General features: G+C 38.0%; 10 protein-coding genes and 1 riboswitch. Of the genes, 2 read left to right on the forward strand and 8 right to left on the reverse strand.

Annotated features, from left to right (window positions below):
* Positions 1-37 precede the first annotated feature (37 nt).
* The 4 genes from HHL20_RS11065 to HHL20_RS19755 all read right to left on the reverse strand — a co-directional run bounded on the left by HHL20_RS11065 (position 38) and on the right by HHL20_RS19755 (position 4,944).
* Entirely contained in the window at positions 38-1,048 is a 1,011-nt protein-coding gene (locus HHL20_RS11065) for a homocysteine S-methyltransferase family protein (protein WP_169231277.1), read from the reverse strand.
* Positions 1,049-1,111: 63 nt separating this feature from the next.
* Complete coding sequence (locus HHL20_RS11070) at positions 1,112-2,272, reverse strand: O-succinylhomoserine sulfhydrylase (protein WP_169231278.1); 1,161 nt, start codon at positions 2,270-2,272, stop codon at positions 1,112-1,114.
* A 188-nt stretch (positions 2,273-2,460) separates the two neighbouring features.
* On the reverse strand, positions 2,461-4,002 hold the full coding sequence (locus HHL20_RS19750) for an ACT domain-containing protein (RefSeq protein ID WP_228463179.1): 1,542 nt from the start codon (positions 4,000-4,002) through the stop codon (positions 2,461-2,463).
* 3 nt (positions 4,003-4,005) lie between these two features.
* Positions 4,006-4,944 carry an alpha/beta fold hydrolase gene (locus tag HHL20_RS19755; RefSeq protein ID WP_228463180.1) on the reverse strand — a complete coding sequence of 313 codons (939 nt, stop codon included), beginning with the start codon at positions 4,942-4,944 and terminating at the stop codon, positions 4,006-4,008.
* 62 nt (positions 4,945-5,006) lie between these two features.
* Positions 5,007-5,114: riboswitch (SAM riboswitch) on the reverse strand.
* Positions 5,115-5,303: 189 nt separating this feature from the next.
* Between HHL20_RS19755 and HHL20_RS11080 the strand changes: the two genes are divergently transcribed.
* Both HHL20_RS11080 and HHL20_RS11085 read left to right on the forward strand, forming a co-directional pair.
* Positions 5,304-7,919 (forward strand): MGH1-like glycoside hydrolase domain-containing protein, encoded by a 2,616-nt coding sequence (locus HHL20_RS11080; RefSeq protein WP_169231959.1) that lies wholly within the window; start codon positions 5,304-5,306, stop codon positions 7,917-7,919.
* Between the two features lie 232 nt (positions 7,920-8,151).
* Positions 8,152-9,828, forward strand: coding sequence for a T9SS type A sorting domain-containing protein (locus tag HHL20_RS11085; protein ID WP_169231279.1), 1,677 nt, complete (start codon positions 8,152-8,154; stop codon positions 9,826-9,828).
* Positions 9,829-9,897: 69 nt separating this feature from the next.
* On the opposite strand, the gene HHL20_RS11090 is transcribed toward HHL20_RS11085, so the two are convergent.
* The 4 genes from HHL20_RS11090 to HHL20_RS11105 form a co-directional block, all read right to left on the reverse strand.
* On the reverse strand, positions 9,898-10,323 hold the full coding sequence (locus tag HHL20_RS11090) for an OsmC family protein (protein ID WP_169231280.1): 426 nt from the start codon (positions 10,321-10,323) through the stop codon (positions 9,898-9,900).
* A gap of 235 nt (positions 10,324-10,558) precedes the next feature.
* Positions 10,559-11,881, reverse strand: coding sequence for a DUF58 domain-containing protein (locus HHL20_RS11095; RefSeq protein ID WP_169231281.1), 1,323 nt, complete (start codon positions 11,879-11,881; stop codon positions 10,559-10,561).
* A 60-nt stretch (positions 11,882-11,941) separates the two neighbouring features.
* On the reverse strand, positions 11,942-12,973 hold the full coding sequence (locus HHL20_RS11100) for an AAA family ATPase (protein WP_169231282.1): 1,032 nt from the start codon (positions 12,971-12,973) through the stop codon (positions 11,942-11,944).
* A gap of 86 nt (positions 12,974-13,059) precedes the next feature.
* Positions 13,060-14,211 carry a hypothetical protein gene (locus HHL20_RS11105; RefSeq protein WP_169231283.1) on the reverse strand — a complete coding sequence of 384 codons (1,152 nt, stop codon included), beginning with the start codon at positions 14,209-14,211 and terminating at the stop codon, positions 13,060-13,062.
* Positions 14,212-14,216 lie beyond the last annotated feature (5 nt).

The following is a 14,216-nucleotide window of genomic DNA, read 5'->3' on the forward strand; positions in this document are numbered from 1 at the left end:
TCCTTTATTCTTGATTTAATTAAAAAATTCTATTAAATCAGACAAATTCTTTCAATTTTCTTGGCGGATATTGAGCAACGAGATCAGCAATTGCTTTAATATGCTCAGGTGTTGTTCCGCAGCATCCTCCAATAATGTTGATCAATCCTTTTTCCGCATACTCTTTGATCTGGGCTGCCATATCTTCTGGCGTTTCATCATATTTTCCGAAAGCATTGGGAAGCCCCGCATTCGGATAGGCAGAAACATAGAATTCTGAATTGTGCGCAAGCGTTTCCAGATACGGTGTTAACTGATTCGCTCCTAAAGCACAGTTAAAACCTACACTTAATAAATTCAGATGTGAAACCGAGATTAAAAAAGCTTCCGCGGTTTGCCCGCTCAGTGTTCTTCCTGACGCGTCGGTAATGGTTCCTGAAACCATGATAGGAATTCTGATTTCTCGTTCATCCTGAATCTCATCTATGGCAAAGAGAGCTGCTTTTGCATTCAGGGTATCAAAAATGGTTTCCACTAATAAAATATCTGAACCTCCGTCCAGCAAGGCTTCACATTGCTGTTTGTAAGCCACTCTCAATTCTTCGAATGTAATGGCCCTGTAACCGGGATCGTTCACATCCGGACTAAGGCTTGCCGTTCTGTTCGTTGGGCCGATAGATCCTGCAACGAATCGTGGTTTGTCAGGATTTTTAGTCGTGAATTCGTCACACACTTTCCTGGCTATTTTTGCGGATTCGTAATTTAATTCATAAACCAGATCTTCCATATGATAATCTGCCATCGCAATGGTTGTTCCGGAAAATGTATTGGTTTCAATGATATCTGCGCCTGCTTCAAGGTATTTTCTGTGAACTTCCTCTATTGCGTGGGGCTGCGTTAAAGACAACAAATCATTGTTTCCTTTTACCGGATGTTCCCAGTTTTTGAAACGTTCGCCACGGTAATCTTCTTCTTCAAATTTATATCGCTGAAGCATGGTGCCCATAGCTCCGTCGAGAATTAAAATTCTTTCGGATAATGCTTTGTATAATTGTTCTGAATTTTTCATTTTTTATATTTTTTCCATAGGTCACACCTACGGCTATTATTGTTGAACCCTTCGGGTTTGTTGTTAATCCAATGCCTGTTTCAAGTCAGCAATAATATCATCTACATTTTCCAGACCAACAGAGCACCGCACCAGACCTGCCGTGATGCCGACTTCGTTCCTTTCGTGATCGGACAATTTGGAGTGCGTTGTTGATGCCGGATGCGTAACAATTGTTCTTGTATCGCCTAAATTTGCAGAAAGTGAACACATTTTTATTTTATCTAAGAAGTTTCTTCCCCCTTCAATTCCGCCTTTGATTTCGAAGGCTACGATGTTTCCTCCCAATTTCATCTGTTTTTTTGCAATTTCATAACCCGGATGAGATTTGAGGAAAGGGTACTTCACCAATTCTACATTGGAATGAGTTTCCAGAAATTCGGCGACTTTTAAAGTATTTTCACAGTGTTTTTCAACACGTATCGCTAATGTTTCCAGGCTTTTAGACAACACCCATGCATTGAAAGGCGACATTGCCGGGCCTGTATTCCTTGCAAAGAGGTAAATTTCGCGAATTAGATCTTCTCTTCCGACTGCTACTCCACCCAGAACACGACCCTGTCCGTCAATTAATTTGGTTGCAGAATGTACCACGATATCTGCTCCGTATTTCATTGGCTGCTGTAAATAAGGTGTTGCAAAACAGTTGTCCACAATAAATATTAAGTTATGCTTCTTCGCAATTTTCCCGAAAAATTCTAAATCTAAAACCTCAATTGCCGGATTGGTAGGTGTTTCCAGATATAAAATTTTTGTATTGGGCTGAATGTACTTTTCAACGTTTTCTGCATCTCCTGCTTTGAAATATGTTGTTTCGATATTCCATTTCGGGAAATATTTGGTAAATAATGTGTGCGTAGACCCAAAAACAGACTGACAGCTTACGATATGATCTCCCGCATTAAGTAACGCTGCAAATGTTGAATAAATCGCCGCCATTCCCGTTGCGAAAGCATATCCTGCTTCAGCGCCTTCCATTTTAGCAATTTTTTCTGTAAATTCCGTTACATTCGGGTTTGAAAACCGGCTGTACAAATTCTTTGGCTTTTCTTCCGCAAAGCTCGCCCTCATATCTTCCGCATCCTGAAAAATAAAGCTGGATGTTAAATATAAAGGTGTTGAATGTTCATCAAACTGAGTTCTTTCCGTTTGTGTTCTTATGGCGGAGGTTTCAAAATTTTCCATATTATTTAATTTACCCATGTAAAGTTTAGCAATGTAACAATGAATGCTTCAGCAAGCTCAGCATTACAATTGTAAAAAATATTGGTAAACTGCTACATTATTAAATTGTTATATTAATATTATTATTCGTTCCATAGGTTTTACCTACGACTATTGATATTGAACCCCTTCGGGTTCAAATTATCGTTCTATTTAGTTTCGCTTACTCTTAAAATATCCCCAAAAACACCTCTTGCGGTAACTTTTGCGCCGGCTCCGGCACCCATGATAACGATGGGATTTTCGCCATAACTTTCCGTGTAAATTTCAAAGATGGAATCTGATCCTTTCAGTTGCCCCAAAGCGGAAGTCGCCGGAACGGAAATCAGTTTCACGTCAAGCTCCCCTTTTTCTTTTTGTAAATCACCATGCAGATCTCCAACATATCTTAACACATGATCAGGTTCCTGGCTGTCTTTGAGTTTTTGGTATTCTTCATCCAACTCGTTCAGTCTTGAAAGGAATTCAGGTTTTGAGACAGAAAGCAGGCTTTCGGGAACTAAATTCTGGATATTGATATCTTCAAATTCATTGATAAGATCTAATTCCCTGGCCAGAATCAATAATTTTCTCGCCACATCATTACCGGAGAGATCTTCTCTCGGATCGGGTTCCGTGTAACCTTTTTCCAGTGCTTCATTGATAATCGTTGAAAATGCGTCATCTCTCAAGGAAAAATTATTGAAAACATAACTCAGTGTTCCGGAAAAAACACCTTTGATCCTGGTAATATTTTCTCCTGACAAATGTAAAAGCTTTATGGTGTCAATCAATGGTAAACCGGCTCCTACATTGGTTTCGTAAAGATAACGACGATTGTTCTTGTTCAACGTATATCTTAGCTGACGGTATTCTGAAATAGGAAGGGTATTAAAAATTTTATTGGAAGAAACAAGGTCAAAACCATTTTCTGCCAGCGTATGGTAATTTTTAACAAAATCTTTACTCGCCGTATTATCGACAACAATTAAATTTTCAAGTTGATTTTCTTTTGAAAAGCTGATCAGTTGTTGAACATCAGAGGGACTTTCTGCTGTCAGAACCTCATCATTCCAGTTTCTGTCAAAACCTTTTTTGTTAAAGGCAATTTTTCTGGAATTGGCAACAGCTACTACTTTAAGATCGATTTTTTTTCTTCTTTTAATTTCTTCCGAAGACTCCAGAACCTGTTGTATTAAAGTCTTTCCTACGTTGCCATGGCCTATAATGGCCAGGTGAACGGTTTTTGGCTTTTTAGAAATTTCAGATTCTATGATATTTTTGGCTTTCTCGTCCTGCGAAGAAGTAACTACAATATTCACTCTTTTTTCTGCTGCTATCTGATTCAGAAGCAAGGGAAAAACATTGTTTCTTGCCAATTCTGCCAATACTTTATTGAAATCTTCCGCAACAAAGCCTAAAACCGACACATTGTTGATGCTGTAGATCTGGGAAACTTTTCCTGATTTTCTTTCTGCTTCAAATTCATCAATCAGACAATTCACCGCCTTCTCCGAGTCATTTTCATGAACAAGGATGGAAATTCCATTTTCTATAGCCTGTTGGGAAATAACGCCAACACTGATTCTTGCCAACGTAAGCGCTTTAAATATCCGCCCGTCTATCCCGATTTCTCCTAAAAAATCTTCTCCTTCAAACTTGATGATGGATCTGTTTCTCAAAAATTTTATTTCGTTTGCATTGTTTTTCATCTCCTACAAAATATTTTTAATGATCGTATTTAATTGTTGGTATTCCATTAAGAAGGCATCGTGCCCGTGAATTGATTTGATTTCATAATAGAATACATTGTCTTTATTTTCATTTAATTTTTCAAAACACATTCGGATTTCAGAAGCCGGGAAAAATAAATCCGTATCTACTGCAATAAGATGGATGTTAGCTTTTATCTTTTGCAGTTGAGATTCATCGGACTTAATATTCATCAGCAAATGGTTCATTAACCTGTATGCTTTTAAACTAAATCTCTCGTTCAAAGCGTTTCCGTGGTATACCAGCCAGTCTTCCGATTCCAGCCGGTGCTTCTTCTGATTGTATCTGTTTTGAAATCTTTCATTTAAAGATTGTGGTGTTCGGTAGCACAACATGGCATGAATTCTTGCTTTTTGTAACGGTTCATCATTCTGATTTAACAAAAATTTCTGAACCAGGCATTGTGCATGCAGCCAGTCGTGGGTTTTAAAATCACAGGCAATAGGAATAAAAATTTCTGCAAGCGGTGGATTTTTCGTGAGCATTTCCCAACCAATTCCACCTCCCAGTGAACCTCCGACAATAGCGTGTAAACTTTTAATATTTAGAATTTCAAGACCCTGTAAAAAAATATTGGCAATATCTGATGCTGTAAAATCTTCATTCTCTTCAATAAAAAAATCATCATATCCATTTCCCGGAATATTGAAGCACAAAACGGTATATTGATCCGTATCAATCACCTGATTTTTACCAATCAGTTGTTTCCACCATCCTTTTTCTCCCGCAACATCTGAATTTCCGGTTAAAGCATGATTTACCAAAATAACAGGTGCAGAAAACAAGTCTTTCCCGAAAAGCTGATAGCTTAACGAGATATTGTACTCCTTACCGGAATTGGTGTAATACGAAAAATGAATATTTTTTAGTTCTGTTTTCAATTCTATTTAATTTAAAATACAATTGAAAATGCCACAGGAAAATGGCTGAAAGAACTTCAGGTAAGTTATCTGTCCAAAATAATTCTGGTAGAACGTAGCACCTTCTTTGCTTGCACAAAGGGTTGCTAAGGTTTCATCGGGTCTAATCCCTCAACCTTTCTTGATAACATTTTCAATATTTGAATGAACGAATGGTGCAAAGATAAAACTTTTCTTTTAAAATTTTATAAAAATTTAATTTAATATAATAAATGCCCATCGGCAGGCTGTTTGCAGAAAGATATTAAGTTTAATTCCAAAGAGCTAAGTTGGAATTTTTTATCAAAAAAACTACCTTCGTAATGAAAAGTGACAAAAATATGATTGCTGAAAAACAAAGATTACAAAATACAGACTGGAAAAACTGGGGACCTTACGTCAGTAACAGACAGTGGGGAAATGTAAGGGAAGATTACAGTTCCAACGGCGATGCGTGGAATTTTGCCAATCACAATAATGCAGAAAGCTATGCTTACCGATGGGGAGAAGAAGGTATTGCCGGAATCTCAGATGCTAAGCAGATTTTTTGTTTTGCTCTTTCTTTCTGGAATAAGAAAGATAAAATGGTAAAAGAGCGTTTTTTTGGGTTGAGCAATCCTCAGGGGAATCACGGTGAAGACATTAAGGAGATTTTTTATTATCTGGACAATACGCCTACCCACAGCTATATGAAAATGCTGTATAAATATCCCATTAATGCCTTTCCGTATGATGAAATCCGTGCAGAAAATGCTAGAAGGAGCAAAAAAGAACCTGAATACGAAATCTTTGATACCGGAATTTTTGATAAGGATGAATATTTTGATATATTCATTGAATATGCCAAAGCAGACCATAATGATTTCCTGGTACGGATAACAGTTTTTAACCGAAGCAGTGTTGATGCACCCCTTGTCGTAGCACCTACGATATGGTTCAGAAACAACTGGAAATGGGGATATAATACCTATAAAGGAGAGACGAATGCTTCTCATGAAGGCTGCATCAATGTTTTGCACGACAGTATTGCCATAAAAAAATTCTATTCAAGAGATACCAATGCAGAAAGTGTTTTCTGCGAAAATGAAACCAACACTCCAAAATTATACGGAGCTCCTTATCCCGGAAATACTTATTTTAAGGACGGGATCAATGATTATATTATTTATGGAAGCAACACTATAAATCCTGAAAAACGGGGAACCAAAGCTTCATTTGTTGTGGATGAAGTTATTGAAGCAGGCAGCTCAAAATCTTTTGATTTCAGGCTTTCCCCACAGGATCTTGATGAGCCTTTCGAGAATTTTGATGAAATATTCAGTTCCAGAATTGAAGAAGCGAATGAATTTTACGAGGAAATCCAGAATGATGTAGTTGACGAAGATGAGAGAAATGTACAAAGACAGGCTTTTGCAGGACTTCTATGGAACAAGCAGTTTTATCATTACAACGTAGGTAAGTGGCTTAAAGGCGACCCCAACTATGCCGCTCCAAGAGATTTTAATAATTACGTACGAAATACAGAATGGAATCACCTCCATAATAAAGATATCATCTCAATGCCCGATAAGTGGGAATATCCGTGGTACGCTACCTGGGATCTTGCTTTTCATTGTGTCCCATTTTCCATTATTGATGCAGAGTTTGCAAAGGGACAGCTTCTATTGCTTACAAAGGAATGGTATATGCATCCGAACGGACAGCTTCCTGCCTATGAATGGAATCTGAGTGATGTAAACCCACCGGTACATGCATGGTCCTGTTTCAGGGTTTTTAAAATTGATGAGAAACAAAACGGCAAACCTGATCTTTTATTTTTAGAGAAAGTTTTCCAAAAGCTGCTTCTTAATTTTACCTGGTGGGTAAATCGGAAAGATAAAAACGGAAAAAACATCTTTGGAGGAGGATTTCTGGGTCTTGATAATATCGGTGCTTTTGACCGGAATATGATCCTGAAAGACGGGCAGCATCTGGAGCAGGCTGACGGAACGAGCTGGATGGCTATGTATGCCCTGAATATGATGCGTATTGCCATGGAGCTGGCTCAATATTATCAGGTGTATGAAGATATGGCGATTAAATTTTTCGAACATTATCTTTATATTGCTGAAGCGATGGAAAATCTGGGTGAAGGAACAAAAGGTCTATGGAATGAAGAAGACGGATTTTTCTACGACGTTTTACAGCTTGGAAACGGCGACAGTGTCTCTCTGAAACTAAGAAGTATTGTAGGCCTTATCCCTATGTTTGCCGTAGAAATTATAGATCATCACCTGCTGGACAAAATGCCGAATTTTGTTGAAAGAATGGAATGGGTGCTGAAAAACAAACCTGAGCTTACAAAACTGGTTTCTCACTGGGAAGAGGAAGGCCAGGGAAGAAAACATCTAATGAGTATTCTGAGAAAAACGAGGCTGACAAAAGTTCTGAGCAGAATGCTTGATGAGAAAGAGTTTTTAAGTGATTACGGAATACGGGCCATGTCTAAAGTGTATGAAGAGAATCCTTTTGTGTTTTCGGTACATGGAACGGAAAACATCGTTTATTATACACCCGGAGAAAGTGACAGCCGGATGTTCGGAGGAAACAGCAACTGGAGGGGACCGATTTGGTTTCCGATCAATTTTCTTATTGTGGAAAGCTTACAGAGATTCCATTTTTATTACGGAAACAGTCTGAAAGTAGAACTTCCTACCGGAAGCGGTGACAAGAGAAATCTTGATGAAGTGGCACACAATATAAGCAACAGGCTTTGCTCTATTTTCCTTAAGGATGAGGTAGGTCAGCGTCCTTTTAATGGAGGAAATGCCAAATTCAACTATGATGAAAATTTCAAAGACTACATTACTTTTTTTGAATATTTCCATGGCGACAACGGCAGAGGAATAGGAGCATCTCACCAGACCGGATGGACAGCTACCGTTGCAAAGCTGATGAAACCAAGAATGCCATTTTAAAATTCCTACAAATCATAAGAAGCCTCTTTTTTAGAGGCTTTTTTATTATGCAGAACATTATACATACTTTCAATAAGAGATTAAAGATATATAGTTAAAATCTATTTAATTATTGAAATAAACACATTTCAAATACAAAATCAATATAATATTTATAATATTTTTATGTTTAAAATAATTTTTTAACATTATAATATCTATATTAGCAAATAAATTTAATAAACTATTTCTTATGAAAGGAAAATTACTACCTCTTACAGCTTTGGTACTATCAGCTGTATGCAATTATCAACTCAAAGCCCAGGAATATCAGCCGATGACGGTTCAGAGTGGTTTTAATGCCGATGTTATTGCCAATGGTGTTGGTCCTTCAGCATCTTCCACCAACAATGATGTAGATGGTGTAAGCTATGCTTTTATTTCACGGGATTTTCAACTGACTGCAACAAGCAATCCACTTACGTACGGACTGCCTATTAACGGAATTATCAATTCTGTTGTAGCCTCTACTTCCGGATTATCTTATCAGCTGGCTCCTTACAGCTCAAACAACACTCTAAGACTTCAAAACACCAATGATAACGGGACACTAATCTTCACAACACCTATGCAGGCACTTACTGTGTATATGCTGGCTACAGGCGGAAGTGGAGCTTGTACGGTAGATGTGGATGTAAATTTTACGGATAATACTTCACAGACGTTTTCGGCTGTAAGTATTTCCGACTGGTACGGAGGAAGCAGCTATGCCATCCAGGGAATCGGAAGAATCAATATAACCAATGATAACCTTGAATCAGGCTCGGGAACTAATCCAAGATTATACCAAATTCCTTTGGCTATCAGCGCGGCCAATCAATCAAAAAGCGTAAAAAGTGTAACAGTAACAAAAGTAGGAACAGGAGGTATCCCAAATATTTTTGCCTTTGCAGCAAATGCGTATAATGCGTGCAGCACACCAACCAATATCACGGCTACAACTACCATGTCCGGGGCAACATTAAGCTGGACAGCACCTGCTAGCACTCCTGCTTCAGGATATCAATATTACTACAGCACTTCTCCTACAGCGCCTACAGCAACTACAACCCCTACCGGAAACGTTACTTCAGGCACCTCCGTAACCCTCAACCAGCTTACTACGGGACAAACCTATTATTTCTGGGTGAGATCCAACTGTGGAGGTTCTTCACAAAGTTTCTGGAAAATGAAAGAATTTACTCCGGGGCAGATCAGCACTGTTTATACTGCGGGAGATATCAATACCCAGTACAATAATTCAGGTGTTACCACTACATCGACTACCAACTGCGCAGGAGGATTAAGTGTTAATGTTCCGGCAGGATATAAGATAAAATCTACTGCTGTTTCTTATAAAATGTCTACCGCTTCAAATGGATGGATGAGCGAACAAAGAAGTCTCTTGGCTTGTACAACGAACAATGCTACAGAATCTACAGTAGCATCCGGGTCCGGCTCTTCTTCAGGCACGTATTCTTACAACAGAACGGGGCTTACTCTGGCTAATGATCTTACCGGAACCGTAAACTTCGAGTTGAGAGCATGGAGAACATATGGAGGATCAGATTGTACTGCTGAATATAATAAAGTTGATAATAATACATTTACCGTAACAGTGACGCTTGAGCCTTTAGCTTTGGCAACAAGCGAGGTAACGGTAAAAGAAAAAGAAAGAATTGCACATCCAAATCCTTTCGTGGATACTTTATACATTGAAAAGGCAGAAAATGTAAAAACAGCTTTCATCACAGATCTTTCGGGAGTAGTGGTAAAAACTGTTGAAAATCCTTCTTCCCTATTCTTAGGCGGACTAAAATCCGGAATGTATATTCTGACGTTACAAATGAAAGACGGATCTGTAAAGAGCATGAAAACGATTAAAAGATAATTTACAAATCATATTAAAAAGCCGTGGATAAAATTCTTTATCCACGGCTTTTTAATAGTATCATCTAAACTAGGGCTGAACAATTTCTCCGTTAACGAAAACTTCATAGCCTATTTCTACAGTCGGTTCCAGGGTCTTGGAAACAGAACAGTATTTCTCAAACGACAGCTGGGCCGCTTTCTGCGCTTTTTTAGGATCAATATTTCCTTCCAGTAAAAATTTCACTTTGATGGATTTAAAAGGTTTTGCATCATCAACCGGAATTCGCTCGCCCTCTACTTCAGCTTTAAAGTCTGTAATTTCCTGCCGTTGTTTTTTCAGAATGGAAACCACATCAATTCCGCTGCAGCCTGCAACAGCCATCAGAACACTTTCCATTGGCGAAACTCCTTTTGCGCCCGGTTGTGTCGTATTATCCAGAAGAATTGAATTGCCCTGAGCATTGGTACATTCAAATAAATAATCGTCGTTGATTCTGTTAAGTGTTATTTTCATAATATGTATTCCTGTTACGTACTGTTTATTCTAAATGATTAACTTTATACTTAATGCATTATGTCTAATGACTAATAATTTATACTTTATATTTAAAACTTTATGCCTAATGGCTAAAAAAAATTTCTTAAGACTTAAAACTGTATACCTTATGCTTAAAGCCATATGCTTAAGATCTAAAAATATATACTTAATGCTTTAAAATTCTGTTTATTGCCTGCTGCGTATAGCCATGTTATAGAATACCTCTGGCTTTGATCTCCAGGTATTTATTGATAACGTCAATATTTAAATTCTCAGGCAAGGTATACACTGTATAGATACCATACTTTCTAAGTTCCTGAATGATCAGTTTCTTTTCAAACTCAAACTTTTCGGCGATGATTTCGTCATAAATTTCCTGCATGCTTTCGGGATTCTTATGGATCAGTGTCTGAAGCTCTGAATTTTTAAAGAAAACTACCACCAGCAAATGATTTTTAGCGATTCCGCGGAGATACTTCAGCTGGCGGTTGAGGCCGTCGAGGGTTTCAAAGTTGGTGAACAGCAGTATAAGGCTTCTCTGGTTTAAAGAATATTTCACATCCTGGTACAGCCTGTTAAAATCACTTTCAAAAAAATCGGTTTTGATATTATAAAGTGCTTCTGATATTTTTCTCAGCTGTCCCGATTTATTTTCCGCAGCAATTTTATTTTCCGTTTTTTTAGAGAACGTCATCATCCCGGCGCGGTCACCTTTTTTCAGGATAATATGAGATAGCGCCATGGTTGCGTTGATAGAATAATCCAGAAGGCTTAATCCTTTAAAAGGCATTTTCATTGTTCTTCCGGTATCGATCAGCATAAAGATCCGCTGAGATTTTTCGTCCTGAAACTGGTTTACCATCAGCCGGTTCGTTTTGGAAGTCGCTTTCCAGTTGATCGTTCGGATATCATCTCCGGGAACATATTCTTTGATCTGCTCAAATTCCATGGTATGTCCCAACTTTCTTATCTTTTTGATTCCGCCCAGCATAAATTCGCTCTGGATCGCCATCAGTTCATATTTCCTCAAATGGATGAAGGAAGGGTAAGAAGGCAGATTGGCATCTTTCTGAAAATTAAATCTTTTCGAAACAAAGCCTAAAGGTGATGCAACATATACATTCAGATTTCCGAAGTTATATTCGCCCCGCTCCCTGGGTTCAAGAATGTATTGAAAAAATGTATTTCTTCCGGGTGCAATTTGTTTCTCAATCAGGAAATCGCGTTTCTGAAACTGAAAAGGAATTTCATCGATTACCTTAACGTTGATTTTAAAATCGTAATTATTTTTAATATCGATCTTGACAGGATTTTCATCACCATTTGAAAGTTTTTCAGGCAAAATCCTTTGTGCCGAAATCCCTTTATTTTTGTTAAAAACAAAGAGCGTATCTACCATTACCGCTAAAAAGCAAAGCAGTAAAACAATATGCGCTACCCACATAAGAAACGGGAAGAAGAATGCAAAGACATACAGGATTCCCACTCCGATGAGCACGTAAAAAAAGCGCGTATTGATGTATAAGTTTTTCATTTTTTAAGATGGCGGATAGCAGACTGCGGATAACAATTAATCACTTGTTTTAATGTATGTTTACCTTGGAATCTCTATTCCTTCTAAAATTTGTCTGATAATTTCATCTGCCGTAAGACCTTCCATTTCTCTTTCCGGCGATACGATCACTCTGTGTCTCAAAACGGCGTAGCTTGCTTCTTTGATGTCTTCAGGGGTTACAAAATCCCTGCCTCTTAAGGCAGCAAAAGCTTTTGAAGCTGTTAACAAGGCAAGACTTGCCCTTGGGGAAGCGCCCAGATACAGGAACTGGTTTTCTCTTGTATTCACGATGATCTTGGCAATATATTCCATCAACTGTGCTTCTACAATGATTTCTTTTACAAGCTGCTGGTAATTTTTCAACTGCTGCGCGGTGATAACTCGGTTCACTACATCCGTTTTATCTTCTCTTTTGTTTTCGTGCTGATTCTTTATGATTGCAATTTCCTGCGCCAGATCAGGATATCCAACATTGATTTTAAAAAGGAAACGGTCGAGCTGCGCTTCCGGCAGTCGATAGGTACCTTCATGTTCAATAGGATTCTGCGTGGCCACTACAAGAAACGGTTCTTCCATGGTGTACCGTGTCCCATCCATAGTAATCTGCCGTTCCTCCATCACCTCAAATAATGCTGCCTGTGTTTTCGCAGGGGATCTGTTGATCTCATCAATCAAAATAAAACTTGAAAAGATGGGACCTTTTTTAAATTCAAATTCAGAATTTTTCACATTGAAAACCGAAGTTCCCAAAATATCCGAAGGCATAAGATCCGGTGTAAATTGTATCCTGCTGAAACCCACATCAATGGTTTTCGCCAGCAATTTTGCAGTGATTGTTTTTGCCACTCCGGGAACACCTTCAATAAGAACATGCCCGTTGGATAAAAGTGCCGCTAAAAGATGTTCTACCATACTTTCCTGCCCTACGATTACTTTGGCAATTTCGGATTTTACTTTTTCCAGACTGGTACGAAGTTCAATCATATCTATTCTCGACTGAAACTGATCTTCTTTTTTATCAAGAGATATTGAATTCTGGTCTTCAATATTTGGGTTTTCAATGTTTTCCATATAATATAATTTAACAATTTACCGATGTACCAATTTACCAATCAAGAGAATTGTTACATTGTTATATTTTAAGATTGTTATACTTTTTAAATTATTTCATCAAGCAATGTATTCATTTTTGCAAGATCCTCTTTCATCACCTGAGCGTAAGGATCCTGTGCTTTTTTAATCAGGTGAATCGCTTCTTCAATCATCTCCATAGATTTACCGGTTTTAAGATGGAGTTTCTTCGCAAATTCCGCATCCAGATACTGTGTATCAATCAGCAGATCCATTCTTACCTTATTCAGGAAATACTGTGCTTTTTTGGCCATCATATCATGAAAGTCACCTTCCTGCAGATAGAGGTTTCCGATGCTTTTCACAAAATCGACAGAGGTATTTTTTAATGGCTCTATGATCGGTACAATACGCTGCTTTCTTTTAGCATTAAAGAAAATAAAAAGAACCATCCCTCCCAAAAACACCCACCATGCGTATTTCAGTGCCGGATTGGAAAGGATAAACCTGAGGAAAAACCGCGAAACTTTAGCATCATTTTCTACAAACCATACGGTTTCACGATCATCGAGGCACGAAAAAACATCCTGAGCATATCTTACATTTCCCCTTTTTAAAAGATAATAATTGGTAATAAAAAGCGGCTCACAATGAACATATATGTTTCCTTTTCCAAAGGAAATCTTGATAAAGTTAGCCTGATCGGAATTATTTTTCTCGACTGTTTTCCCCAACACCTCAACCCCCGGTTTAATGAAAGTAAAACCTCTTCCCGAAGGAAATTTATCCAGATGGATAAAATCGTTGCTGAATTTTTTATCTGTAAGCTTCAGCACATTTTCGTCTTCAAAAGAAATCTGAGAATCATAATAACCGATACTGTCTGAGATCTGTTTGGGCATTTCACTGAGAATAAACATCGCATCCGATCCATTTGATACCTGATCCAGAATTTTATTCCAGGACTGGCGGTCAATCTCTTCTTCAATGACGAGAATATTATGAGGCTTTCTATCAGTCTGATAATAATCGTAAGGCGTCTCACCTGTTTTTTTTATTTTATTTTTAAAAAGTGCATTCGCTTCATTATTAAATACAAACAATCCGAAAGGTGATTTCTGGTTGATATTGAAATTCTTTCTCCAGTCCGTACTTTCCGTTTTGTTCGCTTCAAACAATACCAGAATAATCATCACAACGATGAAAATCACAGCATATATTTTGAAAGTCTTGTTCATGATAA

Source organism: Chryseobacterium cheonjiense (assembly GCF_012927265.1).
Taxonomy (GTDB): domain Bacteria; phylum Bacteroidota; class Bacteroidia; order Flavobacteriales; family Weeksellaceae; genus Chryseobacterium; species Chryseobacterium cheonjiense.

What these genes read in the sequence shown, in the direction of transcription:
- HHL20_RS11065 (WP_169231277.1), bottom strand. Translation starts at nt 1,048, where the DNA reads ATGAAAAATTCAGAACAATTATACAAAGCATTATCCGAAAGAATTTTA.
- HHL20_RS11070 (WP_169231278.1), bottom strand. Translation starts at nt 2,272, where the DNA reads ATGGAAAATTTTGAAACCTCCGCCATAAGAACACAAACGGAAAGAACT.
- HHL20_RS19750 (WP_228463179.1), bottom strand. Translation starts at nt 4,002, where the DNA reads ATGAAAAACAATGCAAACGAAATAAAATTTTTGAGAAACAGATCCATC.
- HHL20_RS11080 (WP_169231959.1), top strand. Translation starts at nt 5,304, where the DNA reads ATGATTGCTGAAAAACAAAGATTACAAAATACAGACTGGAAAAACTGG.
- HHL20_RS11085 (WP_169231279.1), top strand. Translation starts at nt 8,152, where the DNA reads ATGAAAGGAAAATTACTACCTCTTACAGCTTTGGTACTATCAGCTGTA.
- HHL20_RS11090 (WP_169231280.1), bottom strand. Translation starts at nt 10,323, where the DNA reads ATGAAAATAACACTTAACAGAATCAACGACGATTATTTATTTGAATGT.
- HHL20_RS11095 (WP_169231281.1), bottom strand. Translation starts at nt 11,881, where the DNA reads ATGAAAAACTTATACATCAATACGCGCTTTTTTTACGTGCTCATCGGA.
- HHL20_RS11100 (WP_169231282.1), bottom strand. Translation starts at nt 12,973, where the DNA reads ATGGAAAACATTGAAAACCCAAATATTGAAGACCAGAATTCAATATCT.
- HHL20_RS11105 (WP_169231283.1), bottom strand. Translation starts at nt 14,211, where the DNA reads ATGAACAAGACTTTCAAAATATATGCTGTGATTTTCATCGTTGTGATG.